Here is a 24037-nt window from a genome sequence, read left to right as displayed (position 1 = left end):
CGAAGTCAGAACGGAGTGGGATCGGCATGGCGAACCTCCATGGCTCGCCAAGTTGAATCACACCCACCCCGACGCAGGAAATCACGAACGAGTCAGCCCTTCAGGGACTTAGTATTACAGGCCCGTTCTTAGAGAAACTGGAACAAAATATGGTCTGGACGATCCGAATAACAATTCTTCTGTTCCTGGCTTGGCTCGCCTTCCTCGTCTCGCCCTTCTGGTCGCTGTACAACCTGGCGAGGGCCGTGGAGGCCCGCGACATCCAGGAGATCACCGAACGGGTGAATTTCCGGGCTCTGCGCATCTCCCTCACCCGGCAGCTTGTGGGCGAATACCTGAATTCTCCCGGGGGAAAGCAGGAATTCGGCGGGATTGACCGGCCGATGGCCATGAACGCAGGGTCGGCCCTCCTCAATCCGGTGGTGGAACAGCTTGTCACGCCCGAGGCCGTGCTCGACCTGCTCGAGGACGGATGGCCTCAGCAGGCGGTTACCGGAAACCGGCCACCGCCGCCCCAGGTTACGCCGGTCAAGCTTGACGTCGGATCCCTGGGCCAGGCCTGGAGGCTCTTCATCTCGTCGGAAACACAGGGCTTCCGGAGCATCACGATCCCGTATCCGGACGATGCGCCGAAGGACAGGCAGTTCAGAATCACCTTGCGCCTCAGCGGCCTGACCTGGCGGCTCACCGGGGTTGAGCTCCCAAGGGTCCTGAGCCGGGAACTGTCGAGGCGGGCGTCGCGGGCTGCGCGCACGAAAGAACAGCCTTAGCGCGCCCGGAGGAAAATCGATCCGGCTTTTCGCACTGAAAGCTGGGCAACAAGCAAGCTTTGCATTGGAACCCGCCACGCTCCGGAACGTTCGTCTTCCGAACTGTTCGAGATAAAGTATTTCAACATGCGTAAGCTAATCCTGGCCGTTTCTGCGTCTGCCCAGGAAGGCACTGCCGCTGGCGTGGCCACCGGTGCTGTGACCGGCGCAATCGTCGGCGGTCCGGTCGGCGCTGCCATCGGCGCGGGTGTCGGCGGCGTGGCCGGCGGTATCGCCGAGCAGAACGCCAAGACGCAGGCCCCGGCAGGCGTGGTCGTGGTGCCGGAGGCGAGCACCACCGGAACGATCAGCCGGCGCACCTGCGTCCAGGACGCTTACGGCAACCAGAGCTGTCGCGAAGTCATCCAATAAGCTTCCGGTTCCATAGTAAAGCCCGCCCAAGTAATCTTGGGCGGGCTTTACTATGGCCTATACACGCAACTAACGCACACTCTTACGCAACATCTATTCGATACATAGGTCATGACAAATAAATTTATAAACGATCTAGCCCTGCATGATCAGCCAACCCACGGTGGCTAGCGGGAAGACAGTACCAAGAACGAAGCAAATTGCGCTCGAAGTCATATCAACCACTCCTTTACCAAATTAACCAACCAGGAAAAGAAGCGTTCCTTGAATTCATATTCTCATATTAAAGTGAATACTTTTTAGCTTTGCCATTCGTCTTAAGAGTCAAGCAGCCGAGCTTCCATGCCTCTAAGGAACCAAGCTTCGCGGTTGGGATTGTTCCGCCAGATATCGAGGTGTGAGTGATGGATGAGCCGAGGCGGTCTTCTCAAAGAATGCTGGACGATGTGGAATTCATCCGAAAGATCCTCATCGCCCTGGGCATCATCCTTCTAGCGCTGATCTTCTGGAAGCTGTCTGGCGTCCTCCTCCTGGCCTTCGGCGCGATCCTGACGGCCATCATCTTTCATAGCGCAGCCGAGGCTCTCGAACGCTATGCCCGTGTGCCGAGCCGCTGGAGCCTCGCCACGGCGGCCTTTATCTTTCTCGTCATCCTGGTCGGCCTCGTGCTCCTCTTCGGGGCGCAGATCCGCACCCAGTTGTCCGGCGTCATCCAGGGCCTGCCGGCTGCCATCAACGATTTCAGCAAGAGCCTTGGCTTGGGCGACGTCACGGACGAAATCTCGCAGGCGTTCAACGATCAGGGATCGGGCGGCCTCGCGGCGCGCCTTGCCGGCATCGGCGGAACCATCCTGGGCGGTCTCGGCGACTTCTTCCTGGTGATCGTGGCGGGCCTCTACATCGCGGCCGCGCCGAAGACCCACGTGGACGGCCTCGTCAAGCTCTTTCCCGTCAACCAGCACCGGCGCGTGAGAAGCTCCCTCCACGCCTCCGGCGAGGCGTTGAAGCTCTGGCTCGTGTCCCAGCTCATCGCCATGACCTGCGTGGGCGTTCTGTCGACGATCGCTTATTGGCTGATCGGCCTGCCCTCCCCGTTCGCCCTCGGCCTCATCGCGGGCCTCGTGGACTTCATCCCGTTCCTCGGCCCCATTCTCGGCGCGCTCCCGGCCGTCTTGATGGGCTTTACGGTCAGCTCCGAGGTGGCGATCTGGACGATCGTGGCCGCCTTCGTCATCCAGCAGATCGAAGGCAACATCATCTTTCCGCTCGTGGCCAGGAAAGTCGTAACGGTGCCGCCGGCCCTCGCCCTCTTCGCCATTGTGGCGGGCAGCGTGCTGTTCGGGACCTACGGGCTCATCTTCGGCTTCCCACTCGCGGTGGTTGCCTACGTGCTGGTCAAGAAGCTCTACGTGAAGGAAACCTTGGGCGAGGAAACGCCCGTGCCCGGAGAAACGCCGGCGGAGAGCCACTGATCGGCCTTTGCCGGGACGCAAGAGGATGGGGGCCGAAGCCAGGCTTCAGCCTCCGATGACCCATACGGGATTTTGCAATTGCTAATGATCCGGCCAATGCCGGCAAGTCGATTCTGATTGTCTGATAAGCGGTCTTTCGCGCGGGGCCACGCCTGGCTTACGAGAGACCCAGTGAACTGCTCTGCGGCGGCGTCATTATCGTAGCCTCCGTGGTTCGACATCTCACGCTGGGCCTATTTCCTCACCGCGTCAAGGCTGATCGATGCTCGTCTGACGCCAGAAACCATAGCCCGCCCGAGAACAGGCTGAGATGGCCTGTGGGTGCGATTGGCTGTTACCCTTCCCGGTATGGATCGTCCTTCGGCCAGTCGGTCAACCGCTCAAGCAATTCCCGGACCGTAAAGTCCTCCTCGGGGCCCGCCACCCGGTCACGCACCGAGATCCCGGCCGCATGAACGGTCTCTGGATCGCCCGAGACGAGCGGATGCCACCAGTAGAGGTCCCGGCCCTCGGCCACGAGCCGGTAGCCGCAGGTATCCGGCAGCCAGGAGAGGCTTCGCACCGCGTCGGGCGAGAGGCGCACGCAGTCGGGAACCTTGGCCTGGCGGTTGGGGTAGTCGCGGCAGCGGCAGGCCTGACCGTCCAGCAGGGTGCAGCCCACATCCGTGTACAGGACCTCCGCCGTATCCTCATCCTCGAGCTTGACGAGACAGCAGCGCCCGCAGCCGTCGCACAGGCTCTCCCATTCGTCGGAGCTCATGGCCTCGAGTGATTTCAGACGCCAGAACGGCAGTTCCTCGGGCTCCGGGGGCATGACAGGCAAAGAGTTTTCCATCAGCAGAGTCTTGGGACTGTTTTTGCGGCGATTTCTAGGATAATTAAACGATAGGCGGTGCGGCGTTATGGCCCTGCAACGCTTCTCCTCTAAAGAGGTAGAAGCCATTTGAACCGATAAACCTGTTTGCGAGTTGTTGATAGAAGGTTTCGGCGGCGTTCAGACGTTGCCGCAGCGAAAATCAACGATCATAACGGGCACTCTTGGTTGCCTGGCCTGCCCCGAGGACCACCGTGCGCTCCCATCCCCCCACCCCGTTTACGACCCGGCTCAAGCGCGCGGCGCTGGCGTTCGACGCTTGGCTGAACTCATTCCTGTTCCAGGGTGGGCGAGGCTTGGCCCAGGCCTGGGATTCCTATTCGGAAAAGGCCAAATGCCTGCGGTTCCGCGGCGCGTCCCGGGTCGTGCTGGATCTGACCAGCGAGGCGACGACCCTTGGCCTCGTGGGCGGCGTGGTCATGCTCGCCCTCGCGCTCCCGGCCTTCCGGGAGACGGAGGATGACTGGCTCAAGACCCAGGATCTCGCCGTGACCTTCCTGGACCGGTACGGTCAGGAGGCCGGGCGGCGCGGCCTGCATCTCGACGATTCCTACAAGCTCGAGGACTTCCCGGACTATCTCGTCAAGGCCGCTCTCGCGACCGAGGACCGGCGCTTCTACGAGCACTGGGGCATCGACCCCATCGGCACGTTCCGGGCGCTTATGGTCAACGCCAAGGGCGGCGGCGTGGTGCAGGGCGGCTCGTCCATCACCCAGCAGCTCGCTAAGAACCTCTTCCTGACCAACGAGCGCTCCCTCGAGCGCAAGATCAAGGAAGCCTTCCTGGCGCTCTGGCTCGAGTTCCACCTGACCAAGGACGAAATCCTCAAGCTCTATCTCGACCGCGCCTATATGGGCGGCGGCGCTCACGGAGCCGTGGCGGCGGCCGAGTATTACTTCGGCAAGCCGGCCAAGGATCTCACCCTGGCCGAAGCCGCCATGCTGGCGGGCCTGTTCAAGGCTCCCACCAAATACGCCCCCCACGTCAACCTCCCGGCGGCCCGCGCCCGCGCCAACGAGGTGTTGCGCAACATGGTGGAGGCAGGCTTTCTGACCGAAGGCCAGATCCAGATTGCGCGCCGCAACCCGGCGACCCCGGTCAACCGCAGCCGCGAGACGACTCCCGACTTCTATCTCGACTGGGCCTTCGAGCAGGTGAAGCAGCTTGCAACCGCGAAGAAGCTCGGCAGTGACCGCGTGCTCATCGTCAAGACGCCCCTGGACACCAACCTCCAGCAGCATGCGGAGCAGACCCTCGAGAACATGCTTCGCCAGCACGGACGGCAGTATAAGGCGGGACAAGGCGCGATCGTGGTGCTCGATTCCGACGGGGCCGTCAGAGCCATCGTGGGCGGGCGCGACTACGGCCAGAGCCAGTTCAACCGCGCGACCGGAGCCCTGCGCCAGCCCGGCTCATCCTTCAAGCCGTTCGTCTATGCGGCCGCCATGACGGTCAACCCGAAGCTGCGGCCGAATTCGAATGTGGTCGACCAGCCCATCTGCCTCGGCAACTGGTGCCCGCAGAACTATGGCCGGTCGTTCTCGGGCTCGATGTCCCTCACCTCGGCCATCGCCCGCTCGATCAACTCCATCCCGGTGCGCATGTCCCTTGAGATCGGCAAAAGCAACGCCAAGGCGGGCCGTGCGGTCATCATGGACACGGCCAAGCGCATGGGCCTGTCCCACCCGCTGACGGATTCGAGCTCGCTGCCCATCGGCGCCGCCGAGGTGACGGTCATCGACATGGCGGCGTCCTATGCGGTCTTCGCCAATGGCGGCAAGCGGGCCGATCCCTATGCGGCCTGGGAGGTGCGCAACTCGTCCGGCGAGGTCATCTATCGCCGCGACCAGGCCGTCCAGCCCAAGCAGGTCCTCGAAACCCGCGTGGTCAACGACATGAACTTCATGCTGAACAAGGTGGTGGAGGAAGGCACGGGCAAGCGCGCCGCCCTGGACGGCATCAAGACGGCCGGCAAGACCGGCACCACCAACGCCTACCGCGACGCCTGGTTCGTGGGGTACACGGGCAATCTCGCGGCGGCAGTCTGGTACGGCAACGACGATCACAGCACCATGAACGACATGACCGGCGGCACCCTCCCAGCCATGACCTGGAAAGAGGTGATGACAGTCGCCCATCAGAACCTCGAGATCCGCCCCCTCCCGGGTGTGGACGCCGCAGCTCCGACCGTGGCGGCGAAACCGGGTAGCCCGGCCGAGCAACAGGCGACCGCGCAGGCCTATCTGGCGGGCACGCTTTCGCGCCGTTCGTTCGATGTGCTGGGTGATATCGGCAACCTGTTCAAATCGGCCGAGCGGCCGGCAGCGGCCGCAAGGGAAGCCGAGGCCGCGCGCAACCAAGCTGCCGCTCGGCCGGCCGCCAGCGCCGCCCGCCAAGTTGCAATGCCGTAACGGGTTGCGCACAAAAGTGGATTGCACTTTTGGGGATTCGTCCGGTGCGCACGTCTATGAGCTGCGCATCGTTCGGTGCCGACAACCGGAACCACTTTTCAACACGATGCGCTAGTCGGATGAACGTCCAGCCTGTATTGACCAAAACTCCGGCGCCCGCCTTCGTGCGGGCCTCCTCCATTTCGTCGTTGCCCGTGACCTCCAGATTCAATCCAACGGTCCTCCTCATCATCTACGCCCTGCTGCTCGCGCTGGCGCTGGGCCTGGGCTCGGCCTACCTTGCCTTGAAGGGCGATCCGCCTTTCGGCGGCGTCAGGATCGGGCCGTGGCAGACCTGGCCGAAGCTCGGCTCTCCCGAGGCCGATCCCTATATGCGGGCGATCGTCGCGTATGGAGGGGACGTGCCCCTCGCCACGGGCGAGGGTCTGGCCGTGACGGCCAGGACCGATAATGAGGGTCGCGAGCTCGATTCCGGCTGCTCCTACCGGATTGGGGCGGTCATGCCCGCCGCGCGCATCTGGACGCTAACGCTCTACGACCGGGATGGACGCCTCCCCGCCTCCGGCTCGGCGCGAAGCAGCTTCACCTCGTCGGAAATCGTGCGGAACACGGACAATCTCTTCTTCCTGAACCTGTCGCGGGATCTCAGTGCGGGCAACTGGCTGCAGCTTCCCCCATCGGGATCGTTCAGCTTGGTGCTCCGTCTCTACGACATGGCCGGCGCGGGCGGCGCGAACCTCAAGGCGGAGGATCTTCCCACCATCGAACGCCTGGGATGCGGGTCATGAGCTTCCTCAACCGTCTCCTGCTTGCCACCTTCGTGGGCGTCGTCCTGGCGGCCGGGGTCCACATTGCGGCGATCCTCACCGCCCCGCGCTACGCGGAGCAGGATGCGTTCGGCCGGATCCAGCCGACCCTTGCGGCCGAACACGCCCAGATCATCAGCGCGCCCGGTGGAGCCAACACCTGGCTGCCGATGCCCGATCCGGCGGCCGCCGTCGCGGCCTGCGCGTTCAATCTGAGCGACGGACCCGCACGCATCGCGGCCAAGACCGGCGCGCTCTTCCTGTCGTTCTCCTTCCACACGAAGACCGGGGGCGTGTTCTTCGCCGTGACCGACCGCGCCGCTGTGCGGGGTGAACTCGAGATCGTCGTCATGACCGCCCGGCAGCTGGACGAGGCCCGCGCCGGCGAGGACGTGAACGAGCCCTCGCGAGATGTTCGGATCGTCGCCCCAGAGTCGCGGGGCTTCATGATCGTTCGGGTCGTGGCCCCCACCTCAAGCCTGCACGCGCAGGCCCAACAGGCCGCCGAGGCGGTCTCCTGCACGGTGGACGAGCAGGTCTGATGTCCTGGCGCCCCATGGTGTCCCAGGACGTCGATGCCGTGCAGGCCCTTGCGGACCGCATCCACGTGGATCACCCGGAAGATAGGTCGGTATTCGTCGAGCGCCTGCATCTCTACCCGCAGGGGTGCCACGTGCTCGTTGGAAACGGCCGCCCCATCGGTTACGCGCTCACGCATCCATGGCGACTGGCGGAGCCGCCGCCATTGAATTCACCATTGGGGGAGATTCCCCGCGACGCGAACACCTACTACGTCCACGATGTGGCGCTGCTGCCGGAAGGGCGCGGGAGGGGCTATGCGGGACAGATCATCGACCGGCTGACCGATCATGCCGGGAAGGCGGGGTACGGCGCCATGTCGTTGGTGGCCGTGAACAAATCACAGAGATTCTGGGAAAAGCTGGATTTCCGCGCGCAGGATATTCCGGGCCTGAAGACCAAGCTCTCGAGCTATGGGCCGGACGCGGCACTCATGGTGCGCGAACTGAAAACACGAAACAACTGACGTCAGGACTGCACACAAAACCCTTGGCGGGGCAGCACTCCGAAAATCAGAAGCGGCGGCGACGTCCAGGACCATCCGAAATGAACGGGCGCGAAGGACCCGGGTTCGGAGAGGGCCTCTCGTAACGGACACCCGTGAAGAGCAGGATCTCTCCCCTTGGCTCATCGGCGGATAGCGGGCGTTGCGGGCGCGATGTCGCGTCGGGAAAAGCGACGACGACACCAGGCGATCTTATCAGGACCTCTTGCATTTGAATGTCCTCCCTTTCAACCGGACTCGGCTGGTTAGACTACCCTCACAAAAAAGACCCTATGGTTAACAGACCGTTTCCAGATTGCTGAGCCAGACCCGAAAAACGCCGCCTGTTGCAAATCCAACAATACAGCTGCGCTTAATGTTCCGGACGGCCACGATCACAATCTGTTTTCCCCAAAGGGATGTTTAATGATCCGCTAAGAGCGATTGCGTAGGGTCATGGAGTCAGTTGCGTTGCCGAGAGTATCAAGCCCGTGGCGTCCCTTGCATGGCCGGATCTATCGAGCCTGAGCTCGACGGAGACCAGTGGGTTCGATCCCCGCGCAGCTCTCCTGCGGGTCAACGCGGAGATGTTCGTTGCTGCGCCTGCGCGCGACCGGGAGATCATCGCGACCTTCGAGGCCTTGGCGCTCGGCTTCCTGCCGATGGTCGACGCCGCGACGCTCGCCGACATCGCGCGCATCCTTACCCCTTGCGCGGATACGCCGGCTTCCGTTCTCGAGCATCTGGCGCGCCTCTGCCCACAGGCGCGCGACATCCTGCGAACGGGCCCTTCGCATCCTCCGGGTTCGGCCAATGTCAGGCATTTCGCCACGCCCGAGGGACGGTTGCAGCTCGCAGGCAGGCCTGATCTCGACGCCTGGACGCTGGACCGCCTTCTCGTCCTGCGCGAAAGTCGAATCGAAATCGCGCTTGCGGCCAATCCCGCCCTTGCGCCCTCGGACGCGGCCTTCAGGGAGCTGATCCGGCGAGCCAAGGAGCGACCAGCCGTCGCGCTTGTCCTTCTCGACCGGTCCGACCTGACGGTTGCGGACGAAGCCGCCCTGTACATCGCCGCGCCGCCGGAACGCCGGGTCCGCATCCGCGACAGGGTCGCGGCCGCAACCGCGCTTCAGCGCGCGACGCTCACGTTCAACCTGACGGAGCACGAGGTAGGAGAGCTGTTCACTGCGGCGTCCCGGAGCGATGACCGGCAGTTGGAAAAGCTGTTCAATGCGGCGTTCGAGTTCCCGCCCTCGACCGACTGGCGCATTCTCCAATGGGACCGCCACGTGCTTCTCGCGCTGGCCCTCAAGGCGCTGGGGCTCATCGACAAGGAAGCCACGCGGATCTTCCTGACCCTCCACCCGGCGCTGTCCCAGTCCCTGTCGACCGTCAAGGAACTGGCGCGGGTGGTGCGCGATACTCCAAGCCCTGTCGCGCTGGCACTCGTCGAAGCAATCCTCGGCGTGCAGGCGCTATCGGGCCGTCCCGCCGCGCCGATCCTGAAGTAGCGACGCAAGCCGATGCGTCATCCCGGACGCCGAAGGCGATCCGGGATCGCATGCCGGATAGAGCGTCATTCTCGCCGGGTGGCCTCGAGATGAGAGCAGAAGATAAGCGGCGACGCGTGCTCTAACGACCGCCCGACACGTCCAGAAAAGCGCCAGTCGAATAGGATGCCGCATCGCTCAGGAGCCAGACGATCGCTTCCGCGACTTCTTCCGGCTGGCCGGCGCGGCCCATGGGCGTGGTTACCCCGAGCCTCTCGGCGCGGTCGGGCTGCCCCCCGCTTGCATGAATGTCGGTATCGATCAGGCCGGGACGCACGGCGTTCACCCGCACGCCCTCCTGGCCCATCTCTTTGGCGAGGCCGATCGTCAGGGAATCGACCGCCCCCTTGGCGCCTGCGTAGTCCACATACTCCGAGGGCGACCCGAGCCTTGCGGCCATGGACGACACCAGGACAATGGACCCGCCGCGGCCGCCGCGGCTTTTCGCCAGACGCCGCGCGCCTTCACGGGCGCACAGATAGGCCCCGATTGTGTTGATCTCGAAGACCCGCCGGATGCGTTCGGCCTCCATGTCCATCAGCCGCGACGGCATGGCGACCGCCCCCGCATTGACCACCACACCGTCCAAAGGCCCGAGCTGAGCGACCGCGTCGAACATGGCGAGCACGTCGGCCTCGCTCGTCACGTCGCCTTTGATCGCAACCGCCTTCCCGCCTGCCGCGCCGATGGCCCCGACCACGGCTTCGGCGGCGGACTGGTTGCCGACATAGTTCACGCCGACAGACCATCCGCGCCGGCCCGCGAGGAGCGCCGTCGCCCGGCCGATGCCCCGGCTTCCCCCGGTAATCAGAATCGTTTTCGTCATTCGTCACCTGCCTGTCGACTCACTGCATGAGCCGAGTGTCGCAAAGTTTTCGGCTTTGGCGAATTGCCGCGCCGAAGTTTGCCGCCTGCCTATTCTTCCGGCGCGAGATCGAGGAAATGGCGACCGGCCCGGTCGTCGACTTCGACCAGCCACAGATCCGAGTCGAACCGCAGTTCCCGCGTGACCCTCTCCTCCACGTCGAGCGGCGTGACCGCGTGCAGCACCCGGGCGAAGAGGCGCTCGCCCGCATCCGTGACGAAGAGCTGCGGCGCAGGGCCATAGAGGCTTGCCGTGCCGTCGAGGTGGTCCACCTTCACGAAGATCGAGCCGGCCTCCGCCGAGCCGCGCCGGCGCAACACCGCCTCCACCCCCTCGACGCCACAGCGTCGAAGGTAGGCCGAAACCCAGAAATCGGACCGGAGCCTCGCCACTAGTGGATGGCGACGCCGGACGCGGCCGACAATTCGCGAACGGTGCGGGCCGTGAAGTCGCCTGTCACCGGCAGCTTCCGCTCCCGCTCGAAGCGCTCGATGGCCTGACGCGTCCCGGAGCCCATGATGCCGTCCGCCTTGATGTCGTAACCGAGCTTGGCGAGGGCGCGCTGGCCTGACAGAACGGTGTCGCCGGGCTCCGCACGTCCCACATTGGCGGGCGGCGTCGGCACCGGACCGCCCATGCGAATGATCTCGCCAATCGCGTCGCGCGCGGCGGGCGGCCTCGTGGGCGTGGACACGACCGCAGGACCCGGCGCAGGCGCGGCGCGGGCGGCGGGCGGAACCTCGCCGCCGTTGCGGATCATATACCCGATCGCACTGCGCGCCGGAACCTTGGGCGGAGCCGGTGGAGCGGCGGCTGCGGGCGGAACGGCAGGCGTCGGCGCCAGGATGGAGGATTCGTGGGCAGCGCCGGCCTCCGCCTCCGGCAGTGGGGCGCTCGGCCGCGCCGGTGGAACCGGAAGCGCCGACGGGGCCGCAACCGCGTCCTTGTGGTTGAAGAGCGGCGCCGGATGGTGCGCCGTCTGAAGAAACAGTGCGTTCCAGGCAATCATGCCGCCGCAGCCCCCTAGGAGCAGGGTCATGGCGATCGCGCGCGGGCGCTGCAGGACGAGCATCAGCAGCCGCGTCCCGGCCCCGACCTTTTTCTTGCGGGCGGGCACTCTGCGTCGCGCCGGGGCGTCGACAACGAAATCTCCATCGTGGCGGGCAGCTAGGGCTTCACGCAAAGGGGTCATCCCGTCTTGAGAACAATAACGTCGTGTCTGTCATGGTCGTGGCGCCGGGCTGCCGGGACAAGTCCCTTGGCGGCCGCCGCCACACGGGCATCGACCGGAAGGCTGATCCTGACGCAGGTGCCGTTGCCGGGCGTGCTCGAAATCCGGAAAGCCCCTTGGTGCAGGGTCACGAGGCCGCGCACCACCGAGAGGCCGAGGCCGTTGCCCTTCTCGATCCTGCCCCGGCCCGATCCCTGATAGAACGGCATGCCGAGCCGCGGCAGGTCCGCCTCCGCAACGCCAATTCCGGTGTCGCGGATCGCAAGGCTCACGAAGCCGCCCTCGTGGCGGGCTTCCACGGCGACTTCACCACCCTTCGGCGTGAACTTCACCGCATTGGACAGAAGATTGAGCAGGATCTGTCGGCAGGCGCGCCGGTCGGCCACGAGGTCCGGCAGGCCGGGCGCGAGATCCCGCCGCAGGACGATGTCGCCCTGCTCCGCTGGAAGCGCGATGACGGAGCAGCATTCCTCGATCAGTTCGGCCACGTCGATGGTCTCGAACGCGAGATTGTAGTGGCCTGCTTCGATGGCCGACAAATCGAGCAGCGTGTTGACCACGCCGAGCATGTGCTGGCCCGAATGGTTGATGATCTGCGCGTAGCTTTCCCGCCGCTCGAGCAGGCCAGGTCCGCCCTTGCCCATCAGGATTTCGGAATAGCCCACGATGGCGTTGAGCGGGGTGCGAAGCTCATGGCTGACCGTGGCGAGAAGCTGCGCCCGGCCCTCGCTCGCACTGACCGCCGCGCGCCTCGTCGCATCAAGTTCTTCAGCGCGAATCTGATGATCGCTGATGTCGCGCGTCACCGCCACGGCGGCGCAGCGATCGTCACCGGCAAGCCTGAGACGATGCACACGCATCTCGACCCAAACCACCGGATGTGACCCCGCATCGCCGCTCTGAACCCGAAACCGGGCGAGCGCCGATTCGGCCCCGTTGATGGCGTCGCTGACCGCCTTCAGGAAGACCGGGCGGTCGGCCACGTGGATGCGCGTGAACAGGCCGTTTCCGTGGATCGACGAGGGCGGCGCGCCGAGCAGCCGCGTGGAGGCCCCGTTGGAGCGCAGGATAATGCCATTGCCGTCATGCCAGGTGACGAGATCGTCGAAGGCGCTAAGAGTCTCCGCCTCCGGATCCTGGCCGGAGCGGGCACGAGCGCCGAGGATTTGGTCAAGCCTCCGGTCCATCACCGCGCGGGACGCCATGTGGCCTAGCAGGATAGCGCCCGCGATGGCGACTCCAGCGCCTGGAGCAAGACCATGTTCGGCCACTCCATTGGCCTGAAGCATGTAAGTCAGTGGAACACCCAGGATGGCGAGAAGGCAGGCGGCCGCGAGGCCGCGACGGGATCCGTTCAGCAGGGCTTCGAGCGGCACAGCCAGCAGGACGAGCCAAGCGAGCCCGCCGCCGCCTGCCGCAGCAGTCGCGGCGAAGAGGGTGAGCGCCGCCGAGATCAGAGCCTGCGCGGGAGCAAGCCGACCCCAACGGGACAGGATGAAGACGGACGCCAGCGGGGCCAGGGTGAGCGCCGCCCAGGACTCGAGAAGGCTTGGTCCCGTCTGCGCGAGCAGGGACAGGGGCAATCCCACGAGGGCAAAGAGCGACGTGACGGTGCGGCTGATGATGAAGCGCTCCTGCCGGGCGCACTCGGCAGGGTCGGCCAGCGTCGAACGATGGAGAAGCCCGGAGAGCCACTCGTCGATCCAGTGCCTGGTGGAATCTGTCTGCAAGTCGCCCTCGCGACGGTTGTCCGTCGCTCCCCGTCTTCCGTGATAGACCCTCGCAGAGGCGGCCTAAACGAACCCTAAAAGCACGGAAGCCGGATAAGCCCCGACCGGCGCAGGCGCAGCCGCGGGCGGGACCGTGACGCGAATTTTTTCTTGTTCCGGCAATAGGTTAACGCGACCTCAGCTGCGTCAATGGTTTGTTAATCCTGTTTGCAGTTTGCCGCCCGGGCTCCTACGCGAAGACGGGCCCGCACGTTATGATGGAGCAAATTCGATCAGAAGAGCAAAGACAGCCGCCGATGTTTTCGATCCTGCGAACCATTCTGATCATCGGGGCGATCTTCTACTACTCGCCGGTCCGACAGGGCAGCGCCGCGCCCCCTTCCCTGGACGGCCTCCTGAGCGCGTCGAAGGACGCCGCCGGAGAGCCCTCTTCGGGGCGGCTGGAAACCGTGTGGCAGGCTCTGCCCGACCAGGCCAAGCAGGCGGTGGTCGACAGGATTCTCGGCACCTCGGCCCTTGGCGGACCGACCCCGAAATCGACCGACACCCTGCTACCCACGGACCGCCAGCTGGCCTCGCACGGAAAGGGCCAATAAGCAGCGATTGCGCAATTCGCCGCCATCGCCAAAACAACTGCGAACACCTATATGGACGGCAGATACCATAGGGATGCCATGCTGCCGTCAATTGACGAGATCGTCTCGAACTTCGAGCTGCTCGACGAGTGGGAAGAGCGCTACCGCTATGTCATCGAGCTAGGTCGCCTGATGGAGCCCCTGCCCGAGGAGGCTCATACGGACGCCAACAAGGTCCGGGGCTGCGCCAGCCAGGTCTGGCTCGTGACCAAGCTCGACCCCGAGAAGGGCGAGCCCGTCCTGCGCCTAGTCGGCGACAGCGACGCTCATATCGTGCGCGGGCTCGTGGCGCTTCTGATCTCCCTCTACAGCGGCAAGACCGCCTCGGAAGCCCTGTCGACCGACGCGCTTGGCTTGTTCAAGGAACTCGGCCTGTCGGAGCATCTGACGCCGCAACGGTCGAACGGCGTCAGATCCATGGTCGAGCGCATTCGCCAGGATGCCCAGGCGGCGCTGGCGTCGTCTTAAATTGAGGTCCCGTCTACTGCCTCATACCAAGCATTCCACCTCCAGCTCTGGCCTCATCCTGAGAAGCGGCGAAGCCGCGTCTCGAAGGAGGTTCCAGTGGTCTCCGGAGACGCCCTCGTGCTTCAAGACGGTGCTGCGCATCTCCTCAGCATGAAGGCTATGGTCTCTCCCCCGGGACCGCTTAAACCAGACCGCCCGCGATCACGACCGCCTTCCAGGTCCGGATGCCCCGCGAGGCGGCGGGCCCCTGCGCTGCGGCCTCGATGCCGTAATGTTCGGCCAGCCGCGCCAGGGCGAGCCGCACGACAACCTTTCCCGAGCGAGGCGGCCAATGCCTCTCGCGCTCGATCAACTCGAGCCCCTTCAGGAAGCCGCATAGATCCATGAGCAGGTCGCTGAAGTCAGACCCGATCGCATCAAAGGCGTGCCGGATCCGCTGCCGCGCGGCAATCATCCGGTCGGTTGCATCCGAGGGCGATGCGGGACCACTGCTCCGGGGCGATGCGTCCCACCGGGCGGTCACGCTGGGCAGCAATCCTGCCAGCATGATGTCCGTTCGCAACCTCTCGCCCGCCTGATAGGACGCCTCGTCGATCAGCGGCTGACCATCGCGGCCCTTTCGGCGGCGAAGCCAGTCGAGGGGACTCTCGTCCATATCGACCCGCACCCGCTTAATGCCCTCGCCGGTCTCAACGGCGATCTCGGCCGTTTCCCGGTGCTGGCGGAAGAACGGGGCATCCTGCTCCGTCGCCTCAGCCCGGCGCAGATGGGCCCGCCCCGCATCCGTAAGGCACAGGGTCTTCTGCCCGGTTCCCGCCTGCTGCCAGCAGGCGAGATCCTGCCGTCCGAGTGCCTCAGCGGCATCGCGCGAGAAGCGCCCTGCCCCAACGGAGACGCCGGACTTCCTTTTCTGCAAAATCACCTCGCTCTCATCGGTCGGATCGACGAGAGCCCGCGCCTCCGGAAAGCCCAACGCGGACAAAAGGCGTTGCGCCTCCGCGGTGAGCTGATCGTTCCGGCGCAGGTTCGATTCCTGGGGCAAGGCTGTGCCGGATAACGGCCTGCCGGTGCTGCGCTTGCGCGGCTTCGCGGCTCGGTTCGGCCGTTTCAAAGGTTTTGGTTCTGAACAATCACTTTTATCAATGTTCATGTTTTGTTCCTAATACAACAGAAGGAAGGGACGAGTCCCTCCCGTCATGATTGTGGGCGCTCATTCCTACCTGTCAACGAGGATTCAAAGCTGTTGATAAGTATGAGGATAACTGCGCTGAGTCGTAGGGTTGAAAACCCCAAGCAACGGAAGCAACGGGCTCACGCCGCCGAAGCATTCGCCATCGCTCCCGGCTCGCTGCCGTGTGCGAACCGGAAGCCTTCGTCCGTCCATCCTGTGACACCGCCGAGCATCAGTTTGACCGGTCTGCCGAGTTGCGCCAGCTTGAGCGCGGCGCGATCGGCGCCGTTGCAATGGGGACCTGCGCAGTAAACCACGAACAGCGTGTCCTGCTCCCACTCCGCCATACGCTCCACGGTAATCTCGCGATGAGGCAGGTTGAGCGCGCCCGGCACATGGGCGCGGGCGTAAGCATTTGGGCCGCGAACATCGAGCAGCACGAAGTCATGCGACCCCTCGCGCAGGGATCCGTGCACATCGGCGCAGTCCGTCTCGAGGGCGAGGCGGGCGGCAAAATGTGCGACAGCCTCCTCGGCCGGAGCTGGGGGGATCGACGCGACTGAACTTGGCGACATCTGGAAACTCCTGTGGAAAAGCTTCAATGGGCGTGTGATCGACGAAGGCGCTCGCTTCGGCGAACGGGAGTTCGCCGCGACGATGCCTGCGAGCCGAAAGAAAGCGTCCCTATCGATCGCGCTCTAGACTTCGGTATTGCGGCCATGCTGAAAAGTGGCGCTACCGCCAATCACCGCGCAGATCATGCCAAACCACCTCGTCGTCGCCCTCGCCTATGATCGGCTCTGCACTTTTGAGTTCGGCATCGCGGTCGAAGTCTTCGGCTTGCCGCGGCCGGAGATGGGACAGGACTGGTATCGGTTCGCCGTCTGCGCCGTCGATCCGGGCCCGTTGCAGGCGACCGGAGGCTTTCATGTGGTGGCGGATGGCGGACTCGAACTCCTCCCCGAGGCTGGAACGATCATCGTTCCAGGCTGGCGCGGCGCGCTGAGCGAGCCCGTTCCTCCGGCCCTCATAGAGGGTCTGCGGCGCGCCCATGAGCGTGGCGCACGGATCATGTCAATCTGCTCCGGAGTTTTCGTGCTTGCCGCAGCGGGCCTGCTTTCAGGCCGCAGGACAACGACGCATTGGCATCATGTCGACCAGCTTGCGGAAGCCTATCCGGACATTCGGGTCGCGCCGGATGTTCTGTACGTGGACGAAGGCTCCGTTTTGACATCCGCCGGAAGCGCAGCGGGAATCGATCTCTGCCTGCATGTGGTCCGTCACGATTACGGATCCGAGATCGCCAACCGCTTGGCCCGCCGTCTGGTCGTTCCGCCGCACCGAGAGGGCGGTCAGGCCCAGTTCGTGGAGCGTCCGGTGCCGCCGATTCGCGAAGGTGCGCGGTTGGGACCGCTCTTCGACCGCATGCGGTCCCGCCTCGCCGAGGATCAGCCTGTCGCCGAACTGGCCGCCGAAGCGGGCATGAGCGTCCGCACCTTCCTCCGGCGCTTCAAGTCCGCGACCGGAATGCCGCCGGGCGAATGGCTGCTGGCGGAGCGCCTGCTTCGCGCCCGTGAATTGTTGGAGACCACGACGCATTCCATCGAGGATATCGCGGCCGCCTCGGGCTTCGGATCGCCCGCAACCTTGCGCCACCACTTCCGCTCAAGGCTCGGAACGAGCCCGGCCGCCTATCGGATACACTTCACCCGTGAGCTAACGGCTCCTTGAATACTTAATAGTCCGCAAAAGCAAAGAGCCGCCCCGAAGGACGGCTCTTCTTTGACAAGAGAGCTGAAGACTTAGCCGCGGGACGAACGGCGCTTGCGGCGCTGCTGGCCGAGACCCATTTCCTTCGCGAGCTCGGAGCGGGCCTTCGCGTAGTTGGGAGCAACCATCGGATAGTCGACCGGCAGGCCCCACTTCTCGCGATACTGCTCGGGAGTCATGTTGTACTGCGTGCGCAGGTGGCGCTTCAAAGACTTGAACTTCTTTCCGTCTTCCAAGCAGACGATGTAGTCGGGCGTCACGGACTTCTTCAGGGGAACCGCAGGCTTGGGAGCCTCGATCGGCGCTTCCACCGTGCCGCCCCCGACACGCAGCAGAGCCGTATGAATTTCGTTGATCAGGGCCGGAAGGTCGCCAGACGGAACGGAATTGTTGCTCACGTAAGCCGATACGATATCCGCAGCCAGCTCAATATAATTGGACGCAGCGATGTTGTCGCTCATTTTGATTTTCTTCCTTTCCGGTTCTTTAGAACAACTCAAATAAGCTTTTCAGCACATTCTTTGAGCAGTCTTGTCAGAAGCAATGCTTGCTTCATCCTCGAACCGCACCGTAATCACACAGAAATCGTGCCTAACTGTCCACGTATGGCAAATTCGTACCGATTACAAGATGTGCAAAAGGAAAACTTTGGAAAACTGTGTATCATCTTCCCTGTTGCAATAAAACGGCGCAATTAAAGAATAGGCTCTTAACCATAGGTCACAGGTCCTTGAGCGAATTCCACGCTCCTCCGTCAGAAGAAGTAGCTAGAAAGTGTTCTATTGCGAGGCTTGCCTTGTAACCGGCCCGGCGGGCGGACCTGTCGCGGCGAATACGAGTTATATATGAGTCGTCATTCCCGTTACCCGAACGTTACCATCCGGAAGTTTTCATGAAGATCGAGCGCCTTCCCTCTCCGCAGCTTCCCGCTGCGCCTGTCGTGCCCGCGAAGCCGCACGTCTTCGAAGTCCATGGGGTTCGGATCCAGGACGACTATGCCTGGCTCAAGGCCGAGAATTGGAAGGAGGTTCTGAAGGAGCCGTCTGCCCTCGACCCCTCCATCCGAGTCTGCCTGGAGCAGGAAAACGCCTATACGGCCGCGGCCTTCGCCGGGTCGGAAGCGTTTCAGGCGCGGCTCGTGAGCGAAATGCGCGGCCGGATCAAGGAGGACGATTCGTCCGTGCCCGACCCGGATGGGCCCTTCGCGTATTTCACCCGATACCGGGAGGGCGGCCAGCACCCCCTGGTTTGCCGGATGCCCCGCAAGGGCGGGGACGAAACCATTATGCTCGACGGAGACAAGGAGGCAGGCGGCCATGCCTTCTTCGACCTGGGCGGAGCCGACCATTCGCCGGATCACCGCCTCATGTCCTGGGGCGCGGATATCAAAGGCTCCGAATACTTCACGATTCGCGTTCGAGACCTTCAAACCGGGGCCGAACTGCAGGACGAAATCCCCCACGCGTCGGGAGGCGTGGTCTGGCTGAAGGATTCGTCAGGCTTCTATTATGTCGAGCTCGACGAAAATCACCGGCCGGTGCGGGTCAAGCGTCATATCCTGGGCGCACCGGCCTCCCAGGACGACGTCGTCTACGAGGAAAGCGACCCCGGTTTTTTCGTAAAGCTTGGCGTCACCCAGTCAGACGCCTTTGTGCTGATCGAATCGAGTGACCACGAGACGTCTGAGGTCCGGCTTCTCGACCGGGCGGACCCGGCGGCTACCCCTCGCCTTGTGGAAGCCCGCACGCCTCAGTTGCAGTACGACGTAGAGCATCACGGGGACAGCCTGATCATCCTGACCAATGCAGACGGCGCCGAAGACTTCAAGATCGTGACCGCGCCTGTTGCCAATCCGGGCCGCGCCCATTGGCAGGATCTCGTGCCCTATCGGCCCGGCGTCATGATCCTCTTCGTCATGGCGCTTGCCCGCTATCTGGTGCGGCTCGAGCGCGAGGACGCCAAGCCGCGCATCGTGCTGCGCGAGATCGCGACGGGTCGTGAGGAGACCATCTCGTTCGAGGAGGACACATATTCGCTTGGGGTCGATCCCGGCTACGAGTTCGACACGGACGTGATCCGCTACCGCTACTCGTCTCTGACGACGCCGAGCGAAGTCTACGATTACAACTTGGTCACGGGCGAGCGGGTCCTGCGCAAGCGGCAGGAGGTTCCCAGCGGCCACAACCCGGCCGACTACGTGACCCGCCGCCTCTTCGCAACCGCGCCCGACGGCGAGCAGGTTCCTGTCTCCATCGTGCATCGGCGTGAGATCGCCCTCGACGGATCGGCTCCCTGTCTGCTGTACGGCTATGGCTCCTACGGCATGTCCATGCCCGCAAGCTTCCGCACCGGCATCCTGTCCCTCGTGGATCGTGGCTTCGTCTATGCCATCGCGCATGTCCGCGGCGGAACCGAGAAAGGCTGGCGCTGGTATCTCGACGGCAAGCGCGAGAAGAAGCCCAACACCTTCACGGATTTCATCGCCTGCGGGGAAGCCCTGATCGCCCAGGGCTACACGTCCCGCGGCCGCATTGTCGCGCATGGCGGCAGCGCGGGCGGCATGCTCATGGGCGCGGTGGCCAACCTGGCGCCGGACCTCTTCGCCGGCATCATATCCGAGGTGCCGTTCGTGGATGTGCTCAACACCATGCTCGACGCGGAGCTGCCGCTCACACCCCCCGAATGGCCGGAATGGGGCAACCCGGGCGCGGACGAGGCGGCCTTCCGGACGATCCTGTCCTACTCGCCCTACGACAACGTGAAGCCCCAGGCCTATCCGGCCATCCTGGCCCTGGCGGGGCTGACGGACCCCCGCGTTACCTATTGGGAGCCCGCCAAATGGGTCGCACGACTCAGGGCCACCATGACGGGCGGAGGGCCCATTCTGCTGCGGCTCAACATGGATGCCGGCCATGGCGGGGCCGCAGGCCGATTCGACCGGCTGGAGGAGGTCGCCCTGGCGTACACTTTCGCAATTAAATCGGTTGACGGTTTCCAGAGCTGATCGCAGCCCTATGTGACGGGCTCCTGGCAGGCGGATAGAGATCGCGAGGCAGGGTGGGTAAGCATAAGAGCGTTCGAAGGTCGGGGTTGATGAGTGAGCAGAGCGAAGTCTCGGCCGTGGAGGATGTCGCGTCATCCCAAAGCGATGCGGAGCAACGCCTTGCGGAGCTCGAGGCCAGGCTGAGCGAGACCGAAAAGCAGCTTCGCTGGAGCAACGGGAAACTGCGCATGGCGCTCGAGGTCGGCAAGCTCGGCGCGTGGGAACGCGACATCGAGACCAACGAACTGACCATCAATGCCGCCTGCAAGGCCAATCTGGGCGTTCCCGTGGACGAGGCGCTGACGCACGAGGAACTGGAAAAACTCTACCACCCGGGCGACGTGGAGCGAATTCAGCAAGCCATATCCTATGCGCTGGCCACGAAGACCGACTTCAACATCGAGCACCGGATCATCCGCCGGGACGGGCGGATCGGGCGAATCCTCGTCAGAGGCGGCGCCGTCTATGAGAACGGCAAGCCTGTCCGCATGATCGGCGTGACCCAGGACGTCACGGAGCGGGAGAAGATCAGGGAGGAGTTTCATCTGGCGCAGCGCCGCCAGGATTTCCTGCTCACGCTTAATGATCAGCTCAGGAGCTTTGAGGATCCGTACTCGATCATGGAGGCAACGTCCCAGAGCCTCGGGTCCCTCCTGAAGGTCGACAGCGCCGGGTACGGCGAGGTCGACCAGGATCGCGGCATCGTTCTCGTGGAACGGGAATGGTCGAAAGGCGCGATCAGCAACGAGGGGCGGCACTACCGGCTCCAGGAGTTCCTGCCCGGGATGCTCGACGAACTCAACCAGGGTCGAACCCTTGCGATCGCGGATGTCAGAATAGATCCGCGCATGGGCGATCCTGCGATCCAGTCGTTCTACAACACCATCAACGCCCGGACGCTGCTCGTCGTCCCCCTGCTCAAGAACGATCGGCTGACGGCGGTGGTTTATGCGAATTCATCCGAGCCGAGAGCTTGGACCACCGACGACCTGGCCCTGGTCGAGGATGTGGCGGAGCGCACCTGGACGGCGGTCGAGAAGGCCCGCGCCGAGATGCGACTGCGCGAAGCCGAGTCGCAATTCCGCATCATCGCGGAATCGCTTCCGGCCCTGGTGTGGATCATCGACACCGATTTGCGGCTGACCTACGCCAATGCCCGCTGGCTCGATTTCTCCGGGCTCCCTGTGGAGGATTCCTTAGGGGAAAGCTGGATGCGGTGGATTCATCCGGATGACCTCACCCGCGTGCTGAAGAAAATGGAAGTCCATCGTCGCGACGAGTCCTCTCACACCACAGAGATGCGCTACCGTACGAGGGAAGGCGTCTATCGCTGGCACATGATCCAGGCGGCTCCTGTTCATAGCGCCAGGGGTGAATTCAAGGGCTGGTGCGGCACGAGCGTCGACATCCACGACATCAAGGAAACCGAAGAGGCGCTTCGCCGGAGCGAGGAGCAACTGCGCATCGCCCTGCGGGCCGCCAAAATGGGAGACTGGAGCTGGGACCTTGCGACCGACCGACTGAACCTTTCCGATCGTGCTGCCGAAATCTTTGGCCTGCCTCCAGGAACAGCCTTGAGCGGCCTCGATCTGCAAAAGCAGCTGCATCCGGCGGATGTGGCCCGGGCGGTGGACGCCATGGAGAAATCGGTCGGGAAGCTTGCTCCCTACGACGTGGAATACCGGATCAGCCGGGCCAATGACGGCGCGCGCGTATGGGTTGCATCGCAAGGGCAAACCACCCTCAACGACGACGGCAGCCCCAGCGGGATTGCCGGCGTGGTGCAGGATATCACGGACCGCAAGCACGCCGAGGAGCGCCAGCAGCTCCTGATCCGCGAGCTGCATCACCGGGTCAAGAATACCCTTGCGACGGTCCAGGCCATCGTCGGGTCGACCGCGCGCACCGCGTCCAGCATCGACGAATTCTATCATGGCTTCGTGGGACGCATCGTTTCCCTGGCGCGCACCCACAACCTCCTGACGGAGGATCTTTGGCAGAAAGCCTCCCTCGAAGAGTTGATCGGGACCGAACTCGGTCCCTACGAGGATGAGGCCAGGAACCGGATTCTCGTCGACGGCCCATCCGTCGAGCTGCCCTCCGAAGCCGCCGTGCCGGTCGGAATGGCAATACACGAACTCACCACCAACGCGGCCAAGCACGGTGCGCTGTCCACATTTGGTGGCCAGGTGGAGGTGAAGTGGCGGGTCGAGCCGGGAGACACACGGCCCATTCTGAACTTCGTCTGGACCGAGCGAGGCGGCCCTCGCGTCATGACGCCGACCCGGCAGGGATTCGGCTCCCGTCTGCTGCAGCGGGTCCTGGCGACGCAGCTTCAGGCCGACGTGCACATGGACTTCCAGGAGGATGGCCTGCGCTTCACGATGGTGATGCCCATCCCGGGCGATCCACCGCTGTTTAATCCCGACAAGTAATCGAATAATCCGAACTGCGCAGAGGAGACGCGGGTGGTCAGCCCGCGTCGCAACCGATCACGCGGTTTGATCGCCCTTGGGGCTTTCGCCGCCCGACGCAATGAACCCCTTCAATTCGTCGAGGGAGTCAAAGTTGAAGACGCCCCGAGGCGTTTGCGCCTCGATGGAGCCGTTGGAAAACATCACATAGGTGTTGTCGCCGGACGTATAGGTTCCGACGATCGCCAAGGCGGAGCGCTGCTCATCCGCAGGCACTTCGGCCGGTTGTTCCACGGCAGGCTCTTCGATCGGCTCTGTGGTGTGCGTCGCCGCTTGCACCGGCTCTTCGGCTGCCTCGTCAGCAGCATCAGGGACAGGCTCCTTGGCCAGGGAGGCGGCCTCGACGGGGGTCTCCAGGACAAGCTCGTCGGGACGGGCCTCTTCGGCCATTTCGATGGGCTCGGGCGGCTCCTCTGGAACAATATCCGATCCCTGCTCTTCGGCTGGATCGCGCGCGTAGAGGGCTTCGTCCAGTTCGGGAGGACGCACGGGTGGGTATGTGTCGTCGCTGTACCGCTCTTCGTTGTAGCGCTCCGCGAACAGGAACTCGGGCACCTTCGCTTCCGATAGGTCATCGTCCGCTGCGGGCTCCGGCTCGCGCGTGGCCTGCGGCTCCGAATAGGCTCTCGGCCCCAGCGGCACGGTCGGCTCGGGCGCCTCTTCCACGGGCTCGGAGACGAGCGCAGGCTCGACGTCATTGGCCGGCGCATCCCTTCCTGGGAAGAGCGGAAGCGTCGGTTGCTCCTCGTCCTCCTTCGCCTTGCCGGCGGCCGCTCCGCCGAACAAGCCTCCTGCGAGGGCCGCGACGGACAACTCGGAAGACGATGGCAACTGGGCGGCTTCCGGCTCATTCAGGCCCGCGTGCAGGCGCATCAGCTCGGCCTGGATGTTCACGAGTTTCGATACCGCCGCCGTGATGCCGATCAGGAGCGCGCCGCTTGCCGCCATGATGCTGCCGGCGATCACCATGGTCCACCCGCGCTCGACCAGTACGATGTCCCACCCGAGGACGGCCGACAGCAATCCGCCAAGAATCATCGCAACGGCAAGGGCGAAAAGGGCGATGATCATACAGTCTCCGATACGCAAACTTTTAAGGCCGTGAAGGAAAAGCTATGTTTCTATAGGCGAAAGGCAAGGCCGTGGAAAGCTTGAGCCGAAAAAGTCGGAAGCCTGGCCGTTGCTCTTGGGCGTGTGGCGCTTTAACTAAGCCCCTGAAGCATTTTCAGGCGAAGTGTATCCGTTCGTCGTCGAAAATGCGGCACGAGAAAGAACAGAGACGATTTCACACCC

General features: G+C 63.9%; 22 protein-coding genes. 13 read left to right on the top strand and 9 right to left on the bottom strand.

Going from position 1 to position 24037, the window contains the following annotated elements:
• The first annotated feature begins 149 nt into the window (after positions 1 to 149).
• From DRB19_RS19920 to DRB19_RS19910, 3 genes are all read left to right on the top strand, one after another.
• Positions 150 to 770 (top strand): DUF2939 domain-containing protein, encoded by a 621-nt coding sequence (locus tag DRB19_RS19920; RefSeq protein ID WP_114187772.1) that lies wholly within the window; start codon positions 150 to 152, stop codon positions 768 to 770.
• A 126-nt stretch (positions 771 to 896) separates the two neighbouring features.
• The gene (locus DRB19_RS19915) at positions 897 to 1181 is read left to right on the top strand and encodes a YMGG-like glycine zipper-containing protein (protein WP_114187771.1); all 285 of its coding nucleotides are present in this window, start codon (positions 897 to 899) and stop codon (positions 1179 to 1181) included.
• A 434-nt stretch (positions 1182 to 1615) separates the two neighbouring features.
• Entirely contained in the window at positions 1616 to 2653 is a 1038-nt protein-coding gene (locus DRB19_RS19910; RefSeq protein ID WP_162815772.1) for an AI-2E family transporter, read from the top strand.
• Between the two features lie 334 nt (positions 2654 to 2987).
• Here DRB19_RS19910 and DRB19_RS19905 read toward each other — a convergent pair whose 3' ends face one another.
• Positions 2988 to 3488, bottom strand: a complete 501-nt coding sequence (locus DRB19_RS19905; RefSeq protein WP_162815771.1) for a YcgN family cysteine cluster protein — start codon at positions 3486 to 3488, stop codon at positions 2988 to 2990.
• A 233-nt stretch (positions 3489 to 3721) separates the two neighbouring features.
• Here DRB19_RS19905 and DRB19_RS19900 point away from each other — a divergent pair, with 233 nt between their 5' ends.
• The 5 genes from DRB19_RS19900 to DRB19_RS19875 all read left to right on the top strand — a co-directional run bounded on the left by DRB19_RS19900 (position 3722) and on the right by DRB19_RS19875 (position 9318).
• Positions 3722 to 5938, top strand: a complete 2217-nt coding sequence (locus tag DRB19_RS19900) for a transglycosylase domain-containing protein (RefSeq protein WP_114187780.1) — start codon at positions 3722 to 3724, stop codon at positions 5936 to 5938.
• A gap of 137 nt (positions 5939 to 6075) precedes the next feature.
• A complete protein-coding gene (locus DRB19_RS19895) occupies positions 6076 to 6726 on the top strand; it encodes a DUF1214 domain-containing protein (RefSeq protein ID WP_162815770.1) in 651 nt (216 codons plus the stop codon).
• Positions 6723 to 7286 (top strand): DUF1254 domain-containing protein, encoded by a 564-nt coding sequence (locus tag DRB19_RS19890; protein WP_114187779.1) that lies wholly within the window; start codon positions 6723 to 6725, stop codon positions 7284 to 7286. Before DRB19_RS19895 ends, DRB19_RS19890 begins: the two co-directional genes overlap by 4 nt.
• Positions 7286 to 7789, top strand: coding sequence for a GNAT family N-acetyltransferase (locus DRB19_RS19885; protein ID WP_114187767.1), 504 nt, complete (start codon positions 7286 to 7288; stop codon positions 7787 to 7789). Before DRB19_RS19890 ends, DRB19_RS19885 begins: the two co-directional genes overlap by 1 nt.
• 509 nt (positions 7790 to 8298) lie before the next feature.
• Positions 8299 to 9318 carry a hypothetical protein gene (locus tag DRB19_RS19875; protein WP_114187765.1) on the top strand — a complete coding sequence of 340 codons (1020 nt, stop codon included), beginning with the start codon at positions 8299 to 8301 and terminating at the stop codon, positions 9316 to 9318.
• Positions 9319 to 9439: 121 nt separating this feature from the next.
• On the opposite strand, the gene DRB19_RS19870 is transcribed toward DRB19_RS19875, so the two are convergent.
• The 4 genes from DRB19_RS19870 to DRB19_RS19855 all read right to left on the bottom strand — a co-directional run bounded on the left by DRB19_RS19870 (position 9440) and on the right by DRB19_RS19855 (position 13183).
• The gene (locus tag DRB19_RS19870; protein WP_114187764.1) at positions 9440 to 10183 is read right to left on the bottom strand and encodes an SDR family oxidoreductase; all 744 of its coding nucleotides are present in this window, start codon (positions 10181 to 10183) and stop codon (positions 9440 to 9442) included.
• A gap of 89 nt (positions 10184 to 10272) precedes the next feature.
• Positions 10273 to 10614, bottom strand: a complete 342-nt coding sequence (locus DRB19_RS19865) for a DUF1491 family protein (RefSeq protein ID WP_114187763.1) — start codon at positions 10612 to 10614, stop codon at positions 10273 to 10275.
• Positions 10614 to 11405 carry a peptidoglycan-binding domain-containing protein gene (locus DRB19_RS19860; protein ID WP_245439685.1) on the bottom strand — a complete coding sequence of 264 codons (792 nt, stop codon included), beginning with the start codon at positions 11403 to 11405 and terminating at the stop codon, positions 10614 to 10616. Before DRB19_RS19860 ends, DRB19_RS19865 begins: the two co-directional genes overlap by 1 nt.
• A 5-nt stretch (positions 11406 to 11410) precedes the next feature.
• Positions 11411 to 13183, bottom strand: coding sequence for a sensor histidine kinase (locus DRB19_RS19855; RefSeq protein ID WP_114187762.1), 1773 nt, complete (start codon positions 13181 to 13183; stop codon positions 11411 to 11413).
• 296 nt (positions 13184 to 13479) lie between these two features.
• Here DRB19_RS19855 and DRB19_RS19850 point away from each other — a divergent pair, with 296 nt between their 5' ends.
• Complete coding sequence (locus DRB19_RS19850; RefSeq protein WP_114187761.1) at positions 13480 to 13779, top strand: hypothetical protein; 300 nt, start codon at positions 13480 to 13482, stop codon at positions 13777 to 13779.
• Between the two features lie 78 nt (positions 13780 to 13857).
• Positions 13858 to 14286, top strand: a complete 429-nt coding sequence (locus tag DRB19_RS19845; RefSeq protein WP_114187760.1) for a SufE family protein — start codon at positions 13858 to 13860, stop codon at positions 14284 to 14286.
• Positions 14287 to 14467: 181 nt separating this feature from the next.
• On the opposite strand, the gene DRB19_RS19840 is transcribed toward DRB19_RS19845, so the two are convergent.
• Positions 14468 to 15397 (bottom strand): DUF6456 domain-containing protein, encoded by a 930-nt coding sequence (locus DRB19_RS19840; RefSeq protein WP_245439683.1) that lies wholly within the window; start codon positions 15395 to 15397, stop codon positions 14468 to 14470.
• 200 nt (positions 15398 to 15597) lie between these two features.
• Positions 15598 to 16032: a rhodanese-like domain-containing protein gene (locus tag DRB19_RS19835; protein WP_114187759.1), complete on the bottom strand. Its 435-nt coding sequence runs from the start codon at positions 16030 to 16032 to the stop codon at positions 15598 to 15600.
• Between the two features lie 184 nt (positions 16033 to 16216).
• On the opposite strand from DRB19_RS19835, the gene ftrA reads away from it, so the two are divergent.
• Positions 16217 to 17188, top strand: coding sequence for a transcriptional regulator FtrA (gene ftrA / locus DRB19_RS19830; protein ID WP_114187758.1), 972 nt, complete (start codon positions 16217 to 16219; stop codon positions 17186 to 17188).
• A gap of 71 nt (positions 17189 to 17259) precedes the next feature.
• On the opposite strand, the gene DRB19_RS19825 is transcribed toward ftrA, so the two are convergent.
• On the bottom strand, positions 17260 to 17688 hold the full coding sequence (locus DRB19_RS19825; RefSeq protein ID WP_174799976.1) for a Ros/MucR family transcriptional regulator: 429 nt from the start codon (positions 17686 to 17688) through the stop codon (positions 17260 to 17262).
• A 431-nt stretch (positions 17689 to 18119) separates the two neighbouring features.
• Here DRB19_RS19825 and DRB19_RS19820 point away from each other — a divergent pair, with 431 nt between their 5' ends.
• Positions 18120 to 20231: a S9 family peptidase gene (locus DRB19_RS19820; RefSeq protein WP_114187757.1), complete on the top strand. Its 2112-nt coding sequence runs from the start codon at positions 18120 to 18122 to the stop codon at positions 20229 to 20231.
• Positions 20232 to 20320: 89 nt separating this feature from the next.
• Entirely contained in the window at positions 20321 to 22705 is a 2385-nt protein-coding gene (locus tag DRB19_RS19815) for a PAS domain-containing protein (protein ID WP_114187756.1), read from the top strand.
• A 57-nt stretch (positions 22706 to 22762) separates the two neighbouring features.
• Here DRB19_RS19815 and DRB19_RS19810 read toward each other — a convergent pair whose 3' ends face one another.
• The gene (locus DRB19_RS19810; RefSeq protein ID WP_114187755.1) at positions 22763 to 23815 is read right to left on the bottom strand and encodes a hypothetical protein; all 1053 of its coding nucleotides are present in this window, start codon (positions 23813 to 23815) and stop codon (positions 22763 to 22765) included.
• Positions 23816 to 24037 lie beyond the last annotated feature (222 nt).

Source organism: Microvirga aerophila (assembly GCF_003332305.1).
Taxonomy (GTDB): Bacteria; Pseudomonadota; Alphaproteobacteria; order Rhizobiales; family Beijerinckiaceae; genus Microvirga; species Microvirga aerophila.
The sequence above is the reverse complement of the archived record's forward strand: the minus strand, read 5'-3'. Positions and strand labels throughout refer to the sequence as shown.